Origin of the sequence: Streptomyces sp. NPDC101234 (assembly GCF_044767525.1) — a bacterium.
GTDB classification, from domain to species: domain Bacteria; phylum Actinomycetota; class Actinomycetes; order Streptomycetales; family Streptomycetaceae; genus Streptomyces; species Streptomyces sasae.
In genome coordinates this window covers 50,435-70,344 of record NZ_JBIWOA010000008.1, presented here as the reverse complement: position 1 = coordinate 70,344, position 19,910 = coordinate 50,435, and the positions used below count along the sequence as shown (strand labels likewise).

Here is a 19,910-nt window from a genome sequence, read left to right as displayed (position 1 = left end):
CCCCGGACCGTCGATCCCTCGCATCCGCGCTCCGAGGCCGGTCTTCCCACATCTTCAAGCAGGAAGACAACGAGATTGCGACCGACCCTCAGCAGGGGAATGTTCGCGGCCGCCGCCGCGACGAGCATTCTGTCCCTGTACGGCAGTCCCGCGTTCGCCGACGCGGACGCGACCGGCGCCACCGGCGGCTCGCCGGGTGTCCTGTCCGGCAACAACGTCCAGGCCCCGGTGAACGTGCCGGTCAACATCTGCGGCAACTCGGTCGACGCGGTTTCCGCGTTGAACCCGGCGTTCGGCAACTCCTGTGCCAACGAGTCGCATGAGCACCGGCATGCGGACAGCCGCTCGCACGAGATGTCCTACGGGGACCACGGGGACCACGGGAACCCGGGTTACGGCGACTCGGGTCACGGTGGCCCGGGCTATGACAACCCGGGTTACGGCGACTCGGACCACGGACACGGCACGCCCCCCTCGTACGGCGAGCAGGCCCCGCCCCCGCACGGCCGGGAGACCCCGCCTCCCTACGGCGGGGACACGGCCCCGCCCCCGTCCGGCGACAAGAACTCTCCCCCCTGCACCGATACTCCGCCCCCGAGTTCCACCCCGCCCGGGCACACGTCCCCTCCGCCGACCACGCAGCCGCCGACGTCCCCTCCGCGGACCACGCGTCCCCCGACGTCGCCGCCGGTCCGGACCTCGCTCCCGCCGAGCCAGACCCCGCCCGGCCACACGCCGCCGCCCGCCACCGGGCGGCACGCGGGGCCGCCGCCGACCCTGCCGCACACCGGCAGCGACAGGGAGGCCATGCTCGCGACCTCGGCCGCCAGCGCCGTACTGATCGCGGGCGGCACGATCCTGTACCGACGGGGCCGAGCCGCGTCCCGCCGGTCGTAGTCCGCGGTCCGGCGGACGCCGGGTGCCGGGCGCCCCGATCGCCCGGCACCCGGCGTCCGTCAGCTGCGCACCGCGTCCGGCGCCGGCTCCGGCTCCCGGCGCCCCGCCGGAACACCCCAGCCGGCCGGGCCCGAGCGCAGCCGCCGCCGCACCCCGTGCACCAGCGTGCCCGCGGTGAACGTGGCACCGTGCACGAAGCGCATCGCCGGGCCGAAGCCCGCGGCCGTGATCAGACCGGCCAGGAACAGCCCGGGGTACGACGACTCGAAGTCCCGGCCGACCTCCGGCGCCCCGTCGGCGCCCGTCACCAGCGTCGACCGCACCTCGCCGGCGAGCAGCCCGAGCCGCTCCCGGGTCGCCTTGAACCCCGTGGCCGCGATGACATGCTCGGTCTCCAGGGTGCCCATCCCGCCGCCCGGGCCCGCCGTGTCCAGACGCACCCCGCCCGCCGTCGCGCGGGCCGCCGTCATCTCCCGGCCGAGCAGTACCTCCACCCCTGACTCAACCCGCTCCCGCACCCACCAGGCACCGGCCGGACCGAGCGCCGTGGCCGCGATCCGGGCCCGGGTCGGCTCCGCGAGCCGCCGGTACAGGCCCGGCCGCTCGGAGTAGAACCAGTTGCGCCAGCCGGGGCCGAGGCCACTGTGCGGGGAGCGGACCGACTGCCACCAGGGCCGCTCCCAGGGCGGAGGCACCTCGTTCCAGTACAGGCGGTCCGCGCGCACCAGCACCCGTACCCGGCTGCCCTGTTCGGCGAGGATCGCGGCCGTCTCCAGGGCCGCCTGGCCGCCGCCGATCACGGTGACGTCCCGGTCCCTGAAACGGTCCAGGTCGGCGTGGTGGCTGCTGTGCGAGACCAGGGCGGGGGAGAGGCCGCGCAGGGCGGCGGGGATCTCCACGAACGGCAGCACGCCGACGGCGAGGGCCACGGTCCGCCCCCGCACGGTCTCGCCGTCCTCCGTCGTCGCCTGGAAGCCGCCGATGAGGGGCGCGACCCGGGTGACCGTGCGCTCGTCGACGGGCGGGGCGGCGTTGCGGGCGAACCACAGGCCGTACTCGCTGAACATGTCCAGCGGGATCGGCTGCCCGTGCCCGGCCGCCACGCCCCGGCTCGCGCAGTAGGCGCCGAGCCCCCAACGGCCCTCCGGATCGGACAGGTTGGAGGCCCAGGGCTCGGACTTGAGGAACATCCCGCGCGGCATGTGGTCACGCCAGGACGCCATCGGGCGGCCGAAGACCCGCACGTTCAGGCCCGCCGCCGCGGCGTGGGACGCGATGGACAGGCCGTACGGGCCCGCGCCCACCACCAGCAGGTCGTACATCAGCAGCTGCTCGCTTTCTCGTCGTCGGACATCTCGGACCGGCCGGTGAGACCGGAGAGTTCCTCGTCCAGGCCGGTCAGGACGGGCTCCCCGGCCTGGCGGACCACGGCGGACCGCGGCCGCGGGGCCGGGGCGGTCGCGGCGTGGCTCAGCCGGTCCAGCAGCCGGCCCGCCACATGCCGGGACCACAGCGCCCACATCGCGAGGCCCGGCCCCCAGTCGTCCGGCGCGCTCCAGGCCAGCTCCCGCCCGCGCGGGGCCGGCAGCAGCGCGCACAGCGGTGCGTAGTTCTCCACCACGAACGCCCGCCCGGCCAGCGGCACCCCGGCGGGCAGCGGACGGTGGGTCAGATCCAGGTGCAGGGCGCGTACGACGTCCAGGCCCGCGCCGTCGGCGAACAGCCGGAACTGGGCGCCCGGACGCGGGTTGAAGTCGAGCAGGTGGTACTGGCCCGTGGTGCCGCAGCGCCGGAAGTCCAGGTCGAAGATGCCCCGGAAGCCCAGTTCACCGGTGATCCGCTCGGCCAGCGCCTGGACCTGCGGGTTGGGCGTCCACAGGCCGACCGCCGTCAGGCCCGCCCCGCGCGGCCACGCCAGCTGCTTGCGGCCGGGGCCGCCCGCGCGCACCGCCCCGGCGCGGTCGGCGTAGCCGTGGAAGAACCAGTCCCGGTCCGGGCCGGGCGGCAGGAACTCCTGCAACAGCAGCCTGCTGCCCGCCTCCTCGGCCCGCAGGAACAGTTCCCGCGCCTCCCGTGCCGAGCGCACCACGACCGTGCTGCGCAGCCCGGACCCGGCCGGCACCAGCCAGGGCCGGCTCCACTTGGCGACCACCGGAAGCCCCAGCCGCCAGGCGGCGCCGGCGGCCTGCTCGGCGCTGTCCGGGACGAGCGTCTGCGGGTGCGGGATCCCGACCGTGGCGCACAGCTCGGCCAACTCCGCCTTGTCGGCGACCTGTTCGGGCAGCGTGCCGGGCTGCTGCGGAAGCAGATAGGCGGGGGCGAGGTCCGCGCGGAGCCGGCCGACGGCGATCGCGCTCGCGTCGTCCATCGGGATCAGCACCGCCGGACGGCCGACCCGCGCCGCCACGCCCTGCAGCACGGCCGCGATCTCGGCGGTCGACGCGCCCGGTGCCGGCGGTGGATGCAGTTGCCTGACGAAGCGGGACCTGCGGACCGGACTTCCGGTGGAGTCGGCGACCACATGGACCTCCACGCCGGCTCTGCCGAGCGAGCGCACGGCCCCCAAGGTGCCGTGGTGAAAGGGGTTCCGGTCGATCCGCAGCAGAACCGCGGGAACCCGGATGTCTAGCAGCGACACGGACCTTTTTTCCTTTGCTTCGGTTCACCCGTGCGGGCGTTCGGGGCACCCGAAAGCCGCAACCGCACTGGCGGAATTCATATTGATATGACTGAGTGTCAGTAACCGGCAGACTCAGCGAATGTGTGAAAGCAGCCGTCCGTCGGACGAGAACTGGTGGAGAGAGGAGCGGGTATGGCTCCACAACGGCGAAAGCGGCCGAGGTCCCGGTCGCGCCGGTCGGCCGTGGTCGCGGCGGCGGTCGTCGTCGTGTCGGCGACCCTGGCGACCGGTCCGGGATTCGCGGCGGGTGCGGACCCGACACCGGCTCCGACCCCCACGACGTCCGTCCCGGCGTCGGCGGCTCCCCTGCCGGTACCGACCCGCCCCACACCCGTGTCGGCCAGTCCCGCACCCGCCTCGGCGCGTCCCGCACCCTCGTCGGCCAGTCCCACACCCGTGCCGGTCGCGCCCGTCAAGGCGATCCCCCCGGCCTTCGGGGCCTTCCTCGACTCCGGTCCGATGGGTGTGGCCCGCATGGCCCAGCTGAGCAGCTGGCTCGGCGGCGCGGAGCTCAAGGTCGCGCACACCTACCTGCCCGGTGACCGGTGGAGCGACATCGAGGGCGCCCCCGGCTTCCTCGACGTCTGGGCGCAGTGGCGACGGGACAAGGACGACCGGATGCTCGTCCTGAACGTGCCCATGCAGGAGCGCAACGAGGAGGGCATCGGCGACGCCGAGGTCCGCGAACTGCTGGCGCAGGGCGCCGCCGGGCAGTTCGATCACCACTTCCGGGCCCTGGCCGAGCGGCTGGTGGAGCTGAAGGTGCCGGACACGGTCATCGTGCTCGGCTGGGAGATGAACGGCACTACCTACACCCATCGTTGCGGGCCGGACCCGGAGGCCTGGAAGAAATACTGGAACAGGATCGTCACCACCATGCGTGCGGTGCCGGGCCAGAAATTCCGGTTCGACTTCACGCCGAGCCGGGGACACGACGCCGTACCGTGGACGGAGTGTTATCCCGGGGACGACACGGTCGACATCATCGGCATGGACGCGTACGACCAGCCGACCGGACTTTCCTTCGACCAACAGGTGCGGGAGCCCTATGGACTTCAGCAGCACGTCGATTTCGCGAAGGCTCACGGGAAGCCCATTTCCTATCCGGAATGGGGTCTCTTCCGCAACGGTGACAACGCCGAGTACATGCGGCGGATGCTCGCCTGGCTGGACGAGCACAAGCCGCTGTACAACACGCTGACCGACTACTGCCCGCACGGCGTCTGGCAGTGCTCGGCCAACCCGCTCTCGGCGAGGGTCTACCGCTCCGAACTCTCCGACCACACGGAGACCGCGACACCGACGCCGACCGTGACGCCGGCACCGAAGCCGACTCCGAAGCCGACGGTGGCGCCGGCTCCGAAGCCGACAGCGACTCCGAAGCCGACACCCACACCGGCAGGCACACCGACACCCGCGCTGGGGATCTCGCCCCCCGCCCCCAGGCCGGTCGCCAAGCCGCCGGACAGCTGTGTGCGCCTGGACCTGGGCGACTGGGTCGAGCGCCGGCTCGGCGGGAAGATCTGCATCCGCCTCGACTGGTGGTCCCGCACGAGCTAGTCCTGCCGGTGCTCCTTCCAACGCTGCAGCACCTCCTTGACCCGCTGCCGGGCGGCGACGTCGCACAGTGCCGCCGTCAGCAGCGGGGCGGTACGCCGCCGGGCCAGCAACAGCCGCTGGTTGACGACCGGCTGGGGCCGCCAGTGGTGCTTGTACGACTCGTTCCCGCGCAGCAGACTGAGCGCGCCGCGCTCGCTGGTGCCGGTGTGCTGGGCGCAGGCGTCCAGGAGCATCACCGCCACGTCCGCCTTGCGCTCCCGCAGCCCCGGATGCGCCCCGTACAGATAGCCGCCGGCCAGGCTGGGCGACAGCAGGGTCAGGTCGACGGCGACCACCTCGTCGTCGAGCCGGAACTCGGTGACCACCGCGTCCCCGGAGCGCACCATCGGCCCCACCGAGCGCACCAGATGCTCCCGGAACCGCGGCTGGAGGTGCTCGGTGGTCACCTTCCGTCCCTGCCACTGGAGCCGGTGCAGATCGAGGAGCCGGCGCAGCGCCGCGTCGACCCCGTCGGGCGGTACGACGTCCCGGCGCACCCCGAGCGAGCCCAGCTTGCGCAGCTTGGCGCGCACCCGCTGGGCCTTGTTCGAGGGCAGCCGGGCGACCAGTTCGTCCATCGACACGGCGGGCAGTTCCAGGCACAGCGAGTCGGGCACCTTCCGGCACGGCCCCGTCCAGCGGTCGTAGACCCGCTCCACCGCACCGCCGGGCCGCACCTCGCGGAAGTCGATCAGCGCCGTCCGGGCCACGGCCGCGAGCCCCTCGGTGAGCGCGCCCGCCGCCCGGCCGTCGTCGGCGTCGGCGAGCAGCACGTCCGCGTAGTCCGAGATCGCCCCGCCGAGCGGCACCAGTGCGGGCAGCGGCCGGCGCACCAGCATCAGCGGGGCCGCGGCGACCAGCTCACTGCCGTAGCGCACCAGGACGAGGCGGAGCCGGCCGGGAATCCCGTACGAGCGCCACCAGGAGTGCAGCCAGGCGTGGCTCTGGAACGGGGTGGCCGTGCCGCACCGCTGGTAGAGGCGGCCCCAGGCGGGCGCCAGCTCGGCGAAGGCGCGCTCGTCGGTGACGAGTTCGGTGGCGTACGCGGCGAGCGTCGGGTAGGCCGTCGCCGTCACAGCTGTCCGTGTACGTCGGCGGCCACGGCCGGACCGGGCACGGAGGCCTGTACGACGGTCTCCTCGCGGCGCCGGGGCCGCACCAGCAGGACCAGCCCGCCCAGCAGCCCGCCCGCGCTCGCCCCCACCAGACCGGTGACCTTCGGGGATGCCGAGGTGGGCGCGGTCGGCTTCAACGCCCGGGAGAACTGCAGGAGTTCGACATGGGTGTCGGCCTTGGTCGCGTTGGCGTGCCGGGTGAGCGAGCGGGCCACCGCGTTCGCCATGTCGGCGGCCTGGAGGGCGTGCGGCGACGTGGCCGAGACGGCGACCATCGGCGCGTCCGGCGAGGTCTCCGTCTGCACGCTGTTGCGCAGGGTGTTCGCCGGCACCCCGGCCCACAGCTGCGCGTCCCCGAGCACCGCGAGCTGGGTGGCGACCCGGCCGTAGGCCTGCGCGAAGCCCTGCGCGGACGCGGTGTCGGACCGGTCGGTGGGGACGGCGATGACATAGCTGGTCGCCGTGTAGGTGCGGGGCTTGAGCACTCCGTAGGCGCCGCCCAGGGCTCCGCCGGCGACGACCCCGGCCGCCAGCAGCGCCCAGGGCCGTACCGCGCGGGCGAACGGGCGTGGTGTTCGGACGGTGTTCTCTGTCATGGCGTACTGACTCCCTGAGGTGTGGTGGCGAGTGCGGCCGCGTAGACGTCCATGAGCTGGGCGGCGCTGCGGGTGATGCAGTAGCGGCGGGCGGCCTCCGGCGCGGTGCGCGGGCCGGGTCCGGCGGCGCGGACGGCGGCCAGCGCCTCGGCGTAGGCGTCGGCACCGCCCTCGATACGGCGGGCGCCCGGAGCGGCGGCGGGCGGCAGGTCCTCGACGGCCGGGCAGGAGCTGTAGAGCACGGGCAGCCCGGCGGCCAGCGCCTCGACGACCGCGAGCCCGAACGCCTCCTCGGCCGACGGTGAGGCGAGCACGTCCATGGCGGAGGTGAGCGAGGGCAGGTCGGGGTCCCGCGAGCTGTCGGAGGCGTACGGCCGCTCACCGGCGAACAGCACCCGGCCGGCGACCCCGGCCTCGTGCGCGGCGCGGCGCAGCGCGCTCTCCTCCGCGCCCCCGCCCACCAGTAACAGCCAGCAATCGGCGGGGAGTTGAGCCATCGCCAGGATCAGTACGTCGAACCGTTTGCCGGGTGCGAGCCGTCCGATGCCACCGATGACACAGGCGTCCTCGGGGAGCCCGAGGCGGGCCCGGGTGCGCCGCCGCACGGCCGGGTCGAACCGGAAACGCTCCAGGTCGATGCCGTTCGGTACGACGTCGATGCGCGGCCCCGGCACCCCCCACCGGCGCAGCCGGTCGGCGACGGTGGGGGTGACGGCGACGGTGGACCGGCCGAGCCGCTCGCCCGCGAGGTACAACGCCCGTACCCCGGAGGTCAGTTCGCGGCCCTCCAGCTGTGTGTCGCCGAGGGAGTGCTCGGTGGCGACGACGGCCCGGACCCCCGCCAGCCGCGCGGCGATCCGGCCGTAGAGACAGGCCCGGTAGAGATGGGTGTGGACGAGGTCGTAGCGTCCCCGGCGGATGACCCGGACCAGCCGGGGCAGCGCGGCCAGGTCCCGGTTCCCGGCCATCCCGAGATGGACCACCCGCACCCCGTCGGCGGCCAGTCCGCGCGCCACCGGCCCGGGGTTGGTGAGCGTGACGACATCGCAGGAGACGGGCAGATGGCGCAGCAGCAGCCGGAGCTGCTGCTCGGCCCCGCCCACTCCGAGGCCGGTGATGACGTGCAGGGCCTTCATCTCACAGCCCCTCGACGGGACGGCGGCGCAGCCGGTGCAGCCGGTACTTCAGGAAGAGGCGTACGGCGTGGTCGTGCTCGCCGATGTGCACCCGGGGCAGGGCGTGCACGCCGTTCAGGTCGCCGGGGTCGATGGCGCAGGCGTAGCCGTAACCGGCGTCCCGCACGGCGTCGACGGCACGCCGGTCGACGGTGCCGTAGGGGTAGCAGAAGCCGTCGACCGGGGACTGGATCAGGTCTTCCAGCAGGCTGCGGCTCTCCGCGGTCTCCGCCCTGAGCGTGTCCGCGTCCGCCTTCGTCAGATCGACATGGGTCAGCCCGTGCGCACCGATCTCCACCCCGCCGGCCGCGGCCCGCCGGATCGCGTCCGCGGTGAGCAGCGGCTTGCGGGGGCCGAGCGGGTCCCAGGCGTTGTCGCCGCCCAGCCTGCCCGGCAGGACGAACAGGGTGGCGCCGCAGCCCCAGCGGTCGAGCAGCGGCAGCGCGTGGTCGAGGAAGTCGGCGTACCCGTCGTCGAAGGTGAGCCCCACCAGCCGACGCCCCTCGCCCCGGGCCCGGGCGGCGAGCAGCTCGGTGACCGACACCCCGCGCAGCCCCCGCCGGCGCAGCCAGCGGAGCTGTTTCTCCAGCCGCCCGGGGGTGACGGTGACGCGGTACGGATCGTCGGAGCAGTCGCCCACCGAGTGGTACATGGCGACCCAGGGGACCGGGCCGGTGAGACGTCCGGTCTTCTCGGCGGACTCAATGGAGGACGGCATGCGCGAGCCTTCGGGTGACGGTGCCTACGAAACGGAGTGCGGGTGCGAAGCCCTGGGCGTCCAGGGCCCAGCCGAGCAGGACGAAGACGAACGTGACGGTCGCGGCCCCGGCGGCCAGACCGGTGAGCGGATCCGCCGGACGCCCCGCGACGAACGTCCCGACGGCGGCCGCGACCACGGCGGCCCGCACCGGCCGGCTCAGCTCGGCCAGTACCCGCCGGCTGCGGATCGGGACGCTGCGCCTGCCCATGCCGGCCAGCAGGAGCGCGGCGGTCGTGGTGATACCGGTGGCGTTGGCGGCGGCGATGCCGACGACACCGCACGGGCCGACCGTCAGGACGCCGATCCAGGAGGTCACCACGATCCCGGAGGCCATGGCGCCGACCGGGTACCAGGTGGCGCGGCCCGCCGAGAAGTAGGAGCGGACCAGCACACCGACCAGGGTCTGCCCGAGCAGCCCGAGCGCGTAGACACGCATCACGCCGGCCGTGGCGGCGGTGTCGGCCGGGGTGAACGCCCCGCGCTGGAACAGGATGCGGATGACCTGCGGCGCACAGGCCACGACCACGGCGGTGCCGAACAGTACGACGCTCGCGGCCACCGACAGGTCCCGCTCCACCCGGTTCCGGGCCCGCTCGGTGTCGCCCTCGGCCAGCGCCCGGGCCACCACCGGGAAGGTGACCGTGCACAGCATCATCGACATCGTCATCGGGATCTGCGCGACCTTCTGCGCGTAGTTCAGGTACGAGATCGCCCCGGAGTGCAGATGGGAGGCGAGGAACCGCTCGATCAGCACCTGCGACTGCCGGCACAGCGCGAACAGCAGCACGGTGGCCATCAGCCCCACGTTCATGGGTTTCGCCTCGGCGACGGCGGTCCCGGTGGCCGGCCGCTGCGCCTTCCGCCGCAACTGACCGAGCAGGGCCGGAAGCTGTACGACGACCATCAGGCACCCGCCGGCCGCGACCCCGAGCGCGGCCGACCGCACCCCCCAGTGCCCGCCGAGGGCGAACATCGCGGTGATGATGCCGGCGTTGTAGGCGACGTAGATCGCGGCCGGCGCGAGAAAACGCCGGTGGGCACGGAGGGCGGCACTGCAGTACCCGGCGAGCCCGAAGGTCAGCACACAGGTCGCGGTGAGCCGGGTGCAGTCCACGGCGAGCCCCGGGTTCCGGAGCCCCGGCGCGAGCACCTCGACGAGCTGCGGGGCACCGCCGACGAGCAGGGCACCGACCGCGGTGAACGCGAGCGCGAGCCTGGGGAGCGTCCCGGCGACCAGCGCCCGGACGGGGTCGCCGGGCGCCCCCTGCGCCTTCCGTGCGAGGGCCAGGCTGAAGGCGGGGATGAGCGCGAACGCCAGCCCGTCCTCGATGAGCAGGGTCGCGGCGAACTCGGGAACGGTCCAGGCGACGAGAAACGCGTCGGTGTCCGGCCCGGCCCCGAAGAGCCGCGCGAGCGACTGGTCCCGCACCAGCCCGAGAACCGACCCGAGAACAGAGAAGACGGCGGTGACCAGGGCGGCCTTGGCGAGAAAACCCCGTGAGGGAAGCGCCCCGTCAGGGGCGCGGGGCCCTGGCATCTGCGGCTCCGCCGCGTGGGCGCGCTCAGCCCCCACCGGCCCGCAGTCGGCATCGGCCCCCTGCGCGCCCTGCACACCCGGCGTCACCGTCATCCCGCCCGCTCCGCCCCCACCAACGCCCACCACGCGACCACCCCGAAGACCACCGCCGTGAGTACGGTCGACGGCCCCCCGATGTCCGCGTACGCGAAGTCCACGAGCTGCCAGATCAGCAGCCCGCACGCCACCAGCGCACAGTCGAGCCCGTCGCCGCCGCGCACCCGCCACAGCCCCCGCAGCCCGCACACCAGCAACGCCAGCCAGCTCCCCGCCAGCGCCAGCAGCCCGATCAGCCCCTGCTCGCTGAGCACCAGCAGATACATGTCGTGCGGCGACAGCAGCGGCTGCTTCCGGTACGCCGACCCCGCCCCCTCCGTGTCGCTCCCGGAGGACAGCGCCAGCGACGCATGCCCGTCCCGGTACTCCGGAAAGTTCTTCAACCCGACCCCGTCGACGGGGTGCTGGCGCCAGATCCCGGTCGCCGCCGCCCACAGCGTGTACCGGTCGACCACCGACTGGTCCGGCGCGTCCGTGACCTGCCCGATGCTGCTGAGCCGCTCCTGGAGCATCGCCGTACCGACCCCGAAGCCGCCCACCAGCACCACACCCGCCGCGACCGCGACCGCGACCACCTTGAGCGCCCGCCGCAGCCCGGCCAGGGCCAGCTGCACACCGCAGGTCAGCACCGTCGCGATCCAGGCGCCCCGGCTGAAGGACACGGCCAGCGGCAGCAGCAGCCCGAGCGCGCAGGCTGCCGCCGTCGCCCGCTGCCGTACCGGCGACCGCCCGAGCGCCAGTCCGAGCGCGCACACGAGCCCGAAGGACACGACCGTCGCCATGCCCATCACGTCCTGCGGCCCGAATGTGCCGACCGCGCGGATCATCTCGCCCTGGTACGACGCCCCGGTCCCGGTGACGTACTGGTGCACGCCGACCGCGCCCTCCCACCCCGCGAACCCCACGAAGGACCAGGCCAGCAGCCGGAAGTCGGCGCGGCCCCGGACCAGCAGCAGCACGGCGGCGGGAACCAGGACGAACACCTGGAGATAGCGGCCGAGGCCGGTCAGGCCCGCCCCCGGCGAGGACGCGCCCGTCGCGGCGACGGCCAGGCCCACGACCGGCATCCCCAGCACCACCGCGGCCGTGGCCGACAGCGGTCGCCGCCGCTCCCGTACCGTCCGCAGCGCGGCGTACAGCACGACCAGCCCGGACACCGCGTCGGCCGGTCCGGCCCCGCTGTCCCCGCCGCCCGGCGCCAGCGGCAGCGCGAGCACCGCCAGCACGCCGACCACGGCCAGCACCGGCGGCAGCCGTAGCGACCTGGTCGGCGACAGTGCGAAGCTCATCGTCAGCTCCCCGTCGAGCGCACGAGCGCGGCCGCGGTGCGCAGCAGGATGCAGACGTCCTGCCACAGCGACCAGTTGTCGATGTAGGCGTTGTCGAAGCGGGCGCGGTCCTCGATGGAGGTGTCACCGCGCAGCCCGTGGATCTGGGCGAGCCCGGTGATGCCGGTCCGCATCCGGTGGCGGGCCGCGTAGCCCGGATAGGACTGGCTGAACTGGCCCACGAAGTAAGGCCGTTCGGGGCGCGGCCCGACCAGGCTCATATCGCCCCACAGCACGTTCCACAGCTGGAGCAGCTCGTCCAGGGAGGTCTGCCGCAGGAAGCGGCAGAAGCGGCTCATCCGGACCTCGCCCGCGACGCTCCACCGGGTGGCGGCCTCGTGCTCGTCGACCGGGCGGTGGGTGCGCAGCTTCAGCAGGGTGAAGGGGCGGCCGCCCTTGCCGATGCGCTCCTGCCGGAAGACCACGCCGGGTCCGTCGGTGAGCCGGAGCACCGTCGCGCAGACCAGGAGCAGCGGGCTGACCAGCACGAGCGCCGTCCCGGAGACGGCGATGTCGAGGAGCCGCTTGCCGATGCTGCCGCGCCGCAGCGAGCCCATCTCCAGACGGCGGCAGGAGAACCCGGCGAGCTGGTCGCGCATCTCGTACGCCGGTGAGTCCGCGTCGACCTCCCACACCACGCAGCCCGACTCGGCCAGCGCCCGCAGCAGCGGGCCCTGTTCGGTGCGGACTCCGGGGTGGACGGTGAGTACGGCCCGGACCCCGTTCTGGATGAGGGCACGCTCGACCTGCTGGCCGGTGGTCAGCACGGGCAGCCCGTCGGGGCCCTCGGGGTGCTCGGCGACGACACCGACCGGCCGTACCCCGCAGCCGGGGTGGCGCAGTACGGCGGCGGCGACCCGCTGGGCGGTGACGGCGGGGCCGATGACCAGGGCGGCGCGGGGGCGGCGCAGCAGGGCGCGGCGGCGGCGCCAGTGCACCAGGCCGCGGCCGGCGCAGGCCGTCGCCGTGTGCAGGGCGAAGCCCAGCAGCAGGGCGCGGGCGGACAGCGCGCGGTCCCGGTCCCAGGTGGCGACGGCGGCGGTGAGGCCCAGCCAGACCACGGCGATCCGGCCGCAGACGGCGGGAAGTTCGTCGACAACTCCCGCCATCCGTCTGGGCGCGGGCGGGCGCAGCAGTATCGCCCCGCACACCAGCAGTGCGAGCAGAGCGGGCCGGCGTACGGCCTCGTCGAGCGCGGCCGCGCCGAGCAGCGCGGCGCACAGGTCGGCGGCGAGCAGCGGCACCGGGGAGGCCGGCCGGGCGGGCGGCCGCCGCAGCGGGAACCGGAAGCCGCCGACGGTGCGCGCCGGCAGGACCGAGACGGGGGAGAGTCCGTGGTCCCGTGCCTGCGGGCCGGGGGAGGGGACGGTGCTTTCCGCGGTCACGAGTGGATGGACTCCCTGGACTCGAAGGACACCAGCGGCCGCTCGCCGAGGAGTTCGCGGTACAGCCCCGCGACCGCCTCCGCCGTGCGCCGCACATCGTGCGTGGACAGGACGTGCCGACGTCCCCGGTCGCCGAGCGACAGGCGCAGCTGCGGGGCGAGCAGGAGATGGGCGACGGCCTCGGCCAGCACGCCCGGCCGCTCCGGCGGCACCAGGCAGTGCGCGGCATGAGCGGGCGGCAGGCTCTCGCGGGCGCCGTCGACGTCGGTGACCAGCACCGGCCGCCCGCAGGCCATCGCCTCCAACGGAGCCAGTGCCATGCCCTCCCAGCGGGAGGGCAGCACGACCAGGTCGGCGGCCCGGTACCAGGGGCGGGCGTCGTCGACGGTGCCCACGAACTCGACGGAATCGGGGGCGAGTCGACGGAGCGCGTCGCGGTCGGGTCCGTCGCCGACCAGCGCCAGCCGGGCGGTCGGCACCCGCCGCAGTACCTCGGGCCAGGCCCGCAGCAGCAGGTCCTGGCCCTTCTGCCGGCACAGCCGGCCGACGCAGACCACCAGGGGTGCCCTGTGCTCCGAGGGGCCGGGGGCGAAGTACTCGGTGTCGATGCCGTTCGGAACGACGGCGTACCGGGCGCGAACACCGGCGCGTACGCCGGTCGCACGCTCTGCCTCGCTGACGCACAGCACCCGGTGCGCCCAGCGCGCGCCCCACCGCTCCCAGCGCAGTGCCAGCGCGGCGGTGGCGCCGTCGACGGCCTCGAAGGACCAGGCATGCGGCTGGAACAGGGTCGGGACGCGGCCGCGCACGGCGAGCCGCCCGGCGAGGCCCGCCTTGGCGCTGTGGGCGTGCACCAGTTCGGGCCGTACCTCGTCGAGCAGGTGGGCGAGCCGTCGTACCTCGTCCCGGAGACCGGCGCCCGGGGAGCGGTCGGCGCGCCACCGGCGCACTTCGGCGCCCAGTTCCCGCGCGCGGACGGCCAGTTCACCACCGGGGCAGGCCACCGTGACCCGCATACCGGCCGTGAGCTGGGCCTTCGCCAGATCCAGGACCACCCGGGCCACCCCGCCCTCGACGGGTTGCGTCAGGTGGAGGACCCGTCGCCGAGGGTCGGTTGCTGATCGGTGCATTCGCGGGATTCCTCGCTCACGGGGGGCGCTCGGGACTGCGGGCGGGAACGCGCCGCACTACTGCACGTCCACGGCGGCGAAGAGCGCGCCCGCCCACGCCGCGTCGCGCTGGGAAACGAGCCGGAAGGTCGGCTGGTCACCGCCCTGCGCGAGACCGGTACCTAGATCGAACACATCCGAGTCGTAGCCGAGCGTGTTGGCGTACGCGGGCTCACGCCGGGCGCGTACCGGGCCTGGGTCGTTGATCGTGGAGTTGAGTACGTCGTCGGCAGGGTCGGCGGAGTCGCCGAGGGGGAGGGGGGTGCGGCCGCGTGTGCTGAGCGTGAGCGAGTCTCCGGTGCCGCCCCGGTCGCCGTTGTAGGCCACCAGGCCTGCCCGGCCGGTGGCGCCACCCCGGACGTGTACCCCGTTCAGCCGTACCTCGGCCGGCCGGTCGAGGGAGTCGAAGCCGTCCCAGAGGGAGAGCGCGCGCAGCGGTTGCGCCGGGTCCTCGTAGGCCGCGACCAGCGTCCAGCCGCCCCAGGTACCGGACCGCGACTTCCCCATGGCCACGTCCACCTGGCCGACCGTCCACAGGCCCGCACCGCTCGACCGGACCAGATCGGTGACGTCCGCCGAGGCCTGGAAGGCGTCCGCGCCGTGCGCGACCCGGTGCCCCACGACCGTGTCGGCGAGCAACTCCTTGTACCGGCCGCCGGGTTCGGCGACCAGCACCCGGCCGGCGTCCCTGGCCGGCTTCTGCTCACCGGCCCGCAGGTTGCCGCCCCAGTACAAGCGCGCGTACGTCACCCGGGCGCCCGCCGGCAGCCGCAGCTCGGCGCGGGAGGAGTTGTAGGTGCCGGGGTCGCTGTCGACGTCGACATAGAACATGTCGAAGTTCCCGTTCACCGCCGGGACCCGGCCCTCCCGAGCCGCCGTGCAGGGCGGCTCGGACGGCCGGACCGTCGTCGTACGGCAGCTGACGGACGCGTTGGCCGCGCGGACGAACCCGCCGTGTCGTACCGCGTGGTAGCGCTCGGCGAAGGGGATGCGCGCGGATTCCGGGGCGGCCTCGGCGGACGGGGCGGGCGGGGCGGTCGCCCGGGCGGTGCCCGGTACCCAGATCACGGCTAGGGCGAGCGCGCTCACCGACGCGCGGCGCAACAGCGGGCCCAGGGGATGACGCATGACCGGCTTCGCCCTTTCGGGATGAAGGGGAGAGGTGCGATGGGATGTCAATACGGGTAAGTCCGGAGATATGCAACTCTAGTCGCGATCCGCACTAATCCGTCGAAACCGTGCAAGTGTGTCGGTATGGTGAAGGCGGCCGCTCGGGAGATCACCCCATTGGCGGCACAACCCGGGCCGGTGCAACGCGTTGACACAGCGCTGGGCATCCGCCCGGATGTTTGTTTCGACCCCAAGGAGTACCTCTCCATGTCGCGTATCGCTAAGGGCCTGGTCCTGTCCACCGCCGCCGTCGCGGCCGTCGCCGGCGGCGCCGGTGTGGCTGCCGCCGACAGCGGCGCGAACGGCGTCGCCGCGCACTCCCCGGGTGTGCTGTCCGGCAACGTGATCCAGGTTCCGATCCACATTCCGATCAACCTGTGCGGCAACACCATCGACGCGGCCGGCCTGCTGAACCCCGCGTTCGGCAACACCTGCGTCAACCACTGACGCTGCGGTTGTTCCCTTCGGCCGGCCGTCCGCCCGCGCATCCCGCGGGCGGACGGCCGGTTCGTGTGTCCGCGCAACCGCGGTCGCCCGCACGGCGGCCGGGATCGCGCAGGTGATTCCGGGATCTCATATGTCTTCCGGGTGCGGGGTTTCCGGCTTGCCCGGACGTCGTTGGACACAGCGTCAGAACTGCCGCCGGTGGCTTGCGTTGCCGGAAGTCGCCGAAGAAAGGAATCCCATGAAGTCCCTGAAGGCTGCCGCCGTCGTTGCCGGTTCCGTGGCCCTCGCCGGCGTCGCCGCGCCCGCGTTCGCCTACAGCACCGCCGACCTCACGCCCACCAGCCTCAACGGCGCCGTGAACACGCTCACCAAGGGCCCGCTGACCCTGGACCAGGCGATGCCGCTGCAACACCAGTCGGACGCCCTCGACACCGAGAACAAGAACTCCGTGCTGAGCAAGGTCAAGGGCGCGACCGCCTCCCTGAACCAGCACAACCCGCTGCTGGGCGGTCTGCCGCTGCAGAGCTGAGGCGATACCGCCGGGACGTCGCAGGGCCGTTCGAGGGACACCGTTCACACCGTTCGAGGGACGCCGGGAGGCGTCCCTCGTTCGTGTGGCGGAGCCCGCCGGGCGTCCGCCGGTCGGGTGAGCGGGCGCCCGGCCGCCCCGCGGCCCGTCGATAGGGTCGCGCGGTGACCTCAACCCCAAGCGCAATCCGCCCCTTCCGCCTCGCCGACCTCGGCACCCTCGTCGTACTGGCCTGGAGCGGCGAGACCCCCGACGGCAGTGACATGCCCTACCTGCTGGCCTACTCCCTCGGTGACGCCGAGGGCGGCCCGCAGGCCACCGCGGCCGCGATCGAGGCGCTGCTGGAGAACAACGGACTGCCGGTCGGCGGCGACCTCGTCGACGGCACCGCCCGGCCCAGCCTGCCCGTCACCCTGCTCGTCGAGGCCGGCCAGGCCGTCCTCAACCTGGCCCCGCTCAACGCCCAGTGCCCCGCGCCCCCGGAGTGGCTCGCCGCGGTCGGCGAACGCGGCTACGCCTACCTGGTGTTCACCACCCGTCCCTGGCCCGACGCCGAGCCCGGCAGGCCCGTCACCCCCGAGGCGCTGAAGGACTTCGCCGGGGCCGAGGAGACCCTGACGGCCGCCGCCCATGTCGTGCTGCCGGCCCGCAGCCTGCGCGGCTGATGACCAGGACCGCGGGCGCCGGGCGGGGGTTCGCGCTGCTGACGGTGATCGCGGGGGCGGCCGGACTGCTGGCCTCCTGGGTCATCACCCTCGACAAGTTCAAGCTGCTGGAGAACCCGCACTTCGTCCCCGGGTGCAGCCTGAACCCGGTGGTGTCCTGCGGCAGCGTGATGAAGAGCCACCAGGCCGCGGTGTTCGGGTTCCCCAACCCGATGCTGGGCCTGGTCGCCTACGGCATCGTGATCTGCGTCGGCACGAGCCTGCTGGCCGGCGCCGCCTTCCCCGGCTGGTACTGGCTCGCCTTCGACGCCGGCTGCGCCTTCGGCGTCGGCTTCGTGTCCTGGCTGCAGTTCCAGTCGCTGTACCGGATCAACGCGCTGTGCCTGTGGTGCTGCCTGGCCTGGGTCGCCACCATCGTGCTGTTCTGGTACGTCACTTCCTTCGCCGTACGCCATCGCTTCCTGCCCGCTCCGCAGTGGCTGCGCGCGTTCCTCGACGAGTTCACCTGGGTGCTGCCGCTGCTGCACATCGGGGTCGTCGGCATGCTGATCCTGACCCGGTGGTGGGACTTCTGGACCAGCTGAACAGCTGATTTCGGGATAATCGGGATAAGTGGACGAGTGAACAGCCTGCTAATGCTCCACTCGGGCGAATTGTGAGCTGATGCCGTTTTCCGGCTCGTTACGCGGTACGGACGTCGCTCACCCGCCTCCTTGAAAGGCCCGTACCTGAGATGAAGCCGACCACCCGAGGAACCCTCGCCGCCGTCGTCACGGGCGTCGCGGCAGCCGCCGTGGGCGCCGCGGCCGCGCCCGCCGCCGCGGTCGGCACGATCCCCGTGCCCGTGCCCCTGGGCGGCGTCTCGAAGTCCCTCGGCATGGAGGTGCCCAGGCTCGGCATGGAGCTGCCGCTGCCGACGCCCGGCGCCCCCGACGGGCCGCGCTACGTCGAGGGCCGGCTCCTCCCGGACCGGGCGCTGCCGCAGGTGCCGGTCGGCGGCGGACTGCCCGGCCTGGATCTGCGCGCCCCGCTCCCGCACGTCCTCGGCGACCGCTTCGACCACGCCGGTGTCGACGCCCCCGCCGCAGGCCTGCGCACCCTCGCCCCCGGTCTGTCGGTGGACGCCCCGCTCACCGCTCCCAACCCGCGGAACTTCGGCCTGCCGGGCCCGAAGCTGCCCCAGGCCGGCGTGCTCGCCCCGGTCCTGCAGACGGTCGCCGGCGGCGACCTGGGCACCGGCCCCGGCCTCTGACGTCCCGCGCGGTGCGGCCGCTTCGGGCCGGCCGCGCACACCGGACGGCGGCGCGGCGGTGACCGGGCGGCCCCTCGGACGGTTACCGGTATCGACACAGATCGGTGAACCGTACGAGGAGTGAGCATGGTCGTCGGAGTCGGAGTCGGTGGCGTGACGGTGGGCGCGGAGCCGGGAGCCGGGCAGCCGGACAGAGCCGGGACGGGCAGAGTCACGCGGCGCGAGATGACGCGGGGACTGTTCGCCTCCGCGGCCGCGCTGGCACTCGCCCCGCTCGTCGCGGCCTCCCGCCCGGCGCCGTCGGCGGACCTGCCGACGGGCACCTCCTTCGACGAGACCTACCGGGGCCGCCGTATCCACGGCGTACTGGTGCCGACGGCGGGGCAGGCCGTCGACGCGGGTGAATGGCAGGTCACCGTGGACGGCCGGCCGCTGCACCTGATGCGGCGGGCCGACGGCACCTGGCTGAGCATGGTCGACCACTACAGCTCGTACCCGACCCCGCTGGCGGCGGCCCGGGCGGCCGTCGACGAGATCGGCCCCGGACAGCGGCTGCGCGACCTGGCCCCGGGACCGATGGGCGGGGGACACACGCACCTGGGGGGCGGCCATGGCGTACGTGCGTAAGAACGTCGGCAGGCTGACGGCCGGCGAGCGAAAACGGCTGGTGAAGGCCTTCCTGGAGATCAAACGGCAGGGCGAGTACGACGAATTCGTGCGGATGCACATCGACTACTACACCCCCGACGGCGACGACGGGCTGCGCACCGCCCACATGGCACCCTCCTTCCTGCCCTGGCACCGCCGCTTCCTGCTGGACCTGGAGCGCGCCCTGCGCAGGGTGGACTCCTCGGTGACCGTGCCGTACTGGGACTGGACCAGGGACCGCACGCGGTCCTCCGTCCCCTGGACGAAGGACCTGCTCGGCGGAAACGGCCGGGCCCGGGACCAGCAGGTGATGACCGGGCCGTTCGCGTACTCCGCCGGGCACTGGACCATCAAGGAGGGCGTCACCGACGGGCAGTTCCTCGCCCGGGACCTCGGGCGCGCCCGCGACCCCATCGAACTGCCCACCGGGGCCGAGCTGAACCGGGCGCTGGACGACCCCACGTACGACGTCCCGCCCTGGGACTCGACCGTCACCCGCGGCTTCCGCAACAGGCTGGAGGGCTGGGGGACCGGCAGCGGCAGCGCGTCCTGGCACAACCACAACCGGGTGCACCGCTGGGTCGGCGGCGCGATGCTCGGCGGGGCCTCCGTCAACGACCCCGTCTTCTGGTTCCACCACGCCTTCATCGACCTGCAGTGGGAGCGCTGGCAGGCCCGGCACCGCGGGCAGCGCTATCTGCCGGCGAACCCGCCGGGCCCCACGGACCCGCAGCACGAACGGATCGTCGCCCGCGGCGAGAAGCTGCCGCCGTGGGGCGTCACCCCGCAGTCGCTGGAGGACGTGAGCCGGATCTACCGGTACGCCTGAGGCGCCCCGCAGACGGGACGAGCCCCGGTGCCG

General features: G+C 73.8%; 20 protein-coding genes. 9 read left to right on the top strand and 11 right to left on the bottom strand.

The genetic code is table 11. From position 1 onward, the window contains the following. Positions 1–75 precede the first annotated feature (75 nt). Positions 76–897, top strand: a complete 822-nt coding sequence (locus tag ACIRR9_RS16640) for a chaplin (protein WP_403751812.1) — start codon at positions 76–78, stop codon at positions 895–897. 59 nt (positions 898–956) lie between these two features. Here the strand turns inward: ACIRR9_RS16640 and ACIRR9_RS16635 are convergent, their stop codons facing one another. After that, positions 957–2,219: an NAD(P)/FAD-dependent oxidoreductase gene (locus ACIRR9_RS16635; protein WP_403751810.1), complete on the bottom strand. Its 1,263-nt coding sequence runs from the start codon at positions 2,217–2,219 to the stop codon at positions 957–959. Continuing rightward, positions 2,219–3,535, bottom strand: coding sequence for an ATP-grasp domain-containing protein (locus ACIRR9_RS16630; RefSeq protein WP_403751808.1), 1,317 nt, complete (start codon positions 3,533–3,535; stop codon positions 2,219–2,221). Before ACIRR9_RS16630 ends, ACIRR9_RS16635 begins: the two co-directional genes overlap by 1 nt. A 174-nt stretch (positions 3,536–3,709) precedes the next feature. Here ACIRR9_RS16630 and ACIRR9_RS16625 point away from each other — a divergent pair, with 174 nt between their 5' ends. Further along, on the top strand, positions 3,710–5,137 hold the full coding sequence (locus ACIRR9_RS16625; protein ID WP_403751806.1) for a glycoside hydrolase family 26 protein: 1,428 nt from the start codon (positions 3,710–3,712) through the stop codon (positions 5,135–5,137). Here the strand turns inward: ACIRR9_RS16625 and ACIRR9_RS16620 are convergent. From ACIRR9_RS16620 to ACIRR9_RS16580, 9 genes are all read right to left on the bottom strand, one after another. After that, positions 5,134–6,252, bottom strand: coding sequence for a GNAT family N-acetyltransferase (locus ACIRR9_RS16620; protein ID WP_403751804.1), 1,119 nt, complete (start codon positions 6,250–6,252; stop codon positions 5,134–5,136). The genes ACIRR9_RS16625 and ACIRR9_RS16620 overlap by 4 nt on opposite strands. Further along, positions 6,249–6,887 (bottom strand): lipopolysaccharide biosynthesis protein, encoded by a 639-nt coding sequence (locus tag ACIRR9_RS16615; protein WP_403751802.1) that lies wholly within the window; start codon positions 6,885–6,887, stop codon positions 6,249–6,251. Before ACIRR9_RS16615 ends, ACIRR9_RS16620 begins: the two co-directional genes overlap by 4 nt. Beyond that, the gene (locus tag ACIRR9_RS16610; protein WP_403751800.1) at positions 6,884–8,023 is read right to left on the bottom strand and encodes a glycosyltransferase; all 1,140 of its coding nucleotides are present in this window, start codon (positions 8,021–8,023) and stop codon (positions 6,884–6,886) included. Before ACIRR9_RS16610 ends, ACIRR9_RS16615 begins: the two co-directional genes overlap by 4 nt. A gap of 1 nt (position 8,024) precedes the next feature. Next, positions 8,025–8,780, bottom strand: coding sequence for a polysaccharide deacetylase family protein (locus tag ACIRR9_RS16605; RefSeq protein WP_403751798.1), 756 nt, complete (start codon positions 8,778–8,780; stop codon positions 8,025–8,027). Continuing rightward, positions 8,764–10,359 carry a murein biosynthesis integral membrane protein MurJ gene (murJ, locus tag ACIRR9_RS16600; protein ID WP_403752306.1) on the bottom strand — a complete coding sequence of 532 codons (1,596 nt, stop codon included), beginning with the start codon at positions 10,357–10,359 and terminating at the stop codon, positions 8,764–8,766. Before murJ ends, ACIRR9_RS16605 begins: the two co-directional genes overlap by 17 nt. Positions 10,360–10,448: 89 nt before the next feature. After that, a complete protein-coding gene (locus ACIRR9_RS16595) occupies positions 10,449–11,744 on the bottom strand; it encodes an O-antigen ligase family protein (protein WP_403751796.1) in 1,296 nt (431 codons plus the stop codon). Between the two features lie 2 nt (positions 11,745–11,746). Then, the gene (locus ACIRR9_RS16590) at positions 11,747–13,168 is read right to left on the bottom strand and encodes an exopolysaccharide biosynthesis polyprenyl glycosylphosphotransferase (RefSeq protein ID WP_403751794.1); all 1,422 of its coding nucleotides are present in this window, start codon (positions 13,166–13,168) and stop codon (positions 11,747–11,749) included. Continuing rightward, positions 13,165–14,298: a glycosyltransferase gene (locus ACIRR9_RS16585; protein WP_403751792.1), complete on the bottom strand. Its 1,134-nt coding sequence runs from the start codon at positions 14,296–14,298 to the stop codon at positions 13,165–13,167. The genes ACIRR9_RS16590 and ACIRR9_RS16585 overlap by 4 nt, the downstream gene beginning before the upstream one ends. 57 nt (positions 14,299–14,355) lie before the next feature. Beyond that, positions 14,356–15,465 carry a DUF3344 domain-containing protein gene (locus ACIRR9_RS16580; protein ID WP_403751790.1) on the bottom strand — a complete coding sequence of 370 codons (1,110 nt, stop codon included), beginning with the start codon at positions 15,463–15,465 and terminating at the stop codon, positions 14,356–14,358. A gap of 249 nt (positions 15,466–15,714) precedes the next feature. Between ACIRR9_RS16580 and ACIRR9_RS16575 the strand changes: the two genes are divergently transcribed. The 7 genes from ACIRR9_RS16575 to ACIRR9_RS16545 all read left to right on the top strand — a co-directional run bounded on the left by ACIRR9_RS16575 (position 15,715) and on the right by ACIRR9_RS16545 (position 19,877). Next, on the top strand, positions 15,715–15,954 hold the full coding sequence (locus ACIRR9_RS16575; RefSeq protein ID WP_365350262.1) for a chaplin: 240 nt from the start codon (positions 15,715–15,717) through the stop codon (positions 15,952–15,954). A gap of 238 nt (positions 15,955–16,192) precedes the next feature. Further along, positions 16,193–16,483, top strand: coding sequence for a hypothetical protein (locus ACIRR9_RS16570; protein ID WP_365351883.1), 291 nt, complete (start codon positions 16,193–16,195; stop codon positions 16,481–16,483). Between the two features lie 164 nt (positions 16,484–16,647). After that, positions 16,648–17,148, top strand: a complete 501-nt coding sequence (locus tag ACIRR9_RS16565) for a DUF5949 family protein (protein ID WP_403751788.1) — start codon at positions 16,648–16,650, stop codon at positions 17,146–17,148. After that, the gene (locus tag ACIRR9_RS16560; RefSeq protein ID WP_403751786.1) at positions 17,148–17,732 is read left to right on the top strand and encodes a vitamin K epoxide reductase family protein; all 585 of its coding nucleotides are present in this window, start codon (positions 17,148–17,150) and stop codon (positions 17,730–17,732) included. The genes ACIRR9_RS16565 and ACIRR9_RS16560 overlap by 1 nt, the downstream gene beginning before the upstream one ends. Positions 17,733–17,881: 149 nt before the next feature. Continuing rightward, positions 17,882–18,400: a hypothetical protein gene (locus ACIRR9_RS16555; RefSeq protein ID WP_403751784.1), complete on the top strand. Its 519-nt coding sequence runs from the start codon at positions 17,882–17,884 to the stop codon at positions 18,398–18,400. A 126-nt stretch (positions 18,401–18,526) separates the two neighbouring features. Continuing rightward, a complete protein-coding gene (locus ACIRR9_RS16550; protein ID WP_403751782.1) occupies positions 18,527–19,027 on the top strand; it encodes a tyrosinase cofactor in 501 nt (166 codons plus the stop codon). After that, on the top strand, positions 19,011–19,877 hold the full coding sequence (locus tag ACIRR9_RS16545; RefSeq protein WP_403751780.1) for a tyrosinase family protein: 867 nt from the start codon (positions 19,011–19,013) through the stop codon (positions 19,875–19,877). The genes ACIRR9_RS16550 and ACIRR9_RS16545 overlap by 17 nt, the downstream gene beginning before the upstream one ends. The last annotated feature ends 33 nt before the right edge of the window (positions 19,878–19,910 follow it).

Bases quoted from the DNA above. Each gene is read 5' to 3' on its own strand.
- ACIRR9_RS16635 (WP_403751810.1), bottom strand. From the start codon at position 2,219: ATGTACGACCTGCTGGTGGTGGGCGCGGGCCCGTACGGCCTGTCCATC.
- ACIRR9_RS16625 (WP_403751806.1), top strand. From the start codon at position 3,710: ATGGCTCCACAACGGCGAAAGCGGCCGAGGTCCCGGTCGCGCCGGTCG.
- ACIRR9_RS16615 (WP_403751802.1), bottom strand. From the start codon at position 6,887: ATGACAGAGAACACCGTCCGAACACCACGCCCGTTCGCCCGCGCGGTA.
- ACIRR9_RS16610 (WP_403751800.1), bottom strand. From the start codon at position 8,023: ATGAAGGCCCTGCACGTCATCACCGGCCTCGGAGTGGGCGGGGCCGAG.
- ACIRR9_RS16605 (WP_403751798.1), bottom strand. From the start codon at position 8,780: ATGCCGTCCTCCATTGAGTCCGCCGAGAAGACCGGACGTCTCACCGGC.
- murJ (WP_403752306.1), bottom strand. From the start codon at position 10,359: ATGCCAGGGCCCCGCGCCCCTGACGGGGCGCTTCCCTCACGGGGTTTT.
- ACIRR9_RS16595 (WP_403751796.1), bottom strand. From the start codon at position 11,744: ATGAGCTTCGCACTGTCGCCGACCAGGTCGCTACGGCTGCCGCCGGTG.
- ACIRR9_RS16585 (WP_403751792.1), bottom strand. From the start codon at position 14,298: ATGCACCGATCAGCAACCGACCCTCGGCGACGGGTCCTCCACCTGACG.
- ACIRR9_RS16580 (WP_403751790.1), bottom strand. From the start codon at position 15,465: ATGCGTCATCCCCTGGGCCCGCTGTTGCGCCGCGCGTCGGTGAGCGCG.
- ACIRR9_RS16575 (WP_365350262.1), top strand. From the start codon at position 15,715: ATGTCGCGTATCGCTAAGGGCCTGGTCCTGTCCACCGCCGCCGTCGCG.
- ACIRR9_RS16570 (WP_365351883.1), top strand. From the start codon at position 16,193: ATGAAGTCCCTGAAGGCTGCCGCCGTCGTTGCCGGTTCCGTGGCCCTC.
- ACIRR9_RS16560 (WP_403751786.1), top strand. From the start codon at position 17,148: ATGACCAGGACCGCGGGCGCCGGGCGGGGGTTCGCGCTGCTGACGGTG.
- ACIRR9_RS16555 (WP_403751784.1), top strand. From the start codon at position 17,882: ATGAAGCCGACCACCCGAGGAACCCTCGCCGCCGTCGTCACGGGCGTC.
- ACIRR9_RS16550 (WP_403751782.1), top strand. From the start codon at position 18,527: ATGGTCGTCGGAGTCGGAGTCGGTGGCGTGACGGTGGGCGCGGAGCCG.
- ACIRR9_RS16545 (WP_403751780.1), top strand. From the start codon at position 19,011: ATGGCGTACGTGCGTAAGAACGTCGGCAGGCTGACGGCCGGCGAGCGA.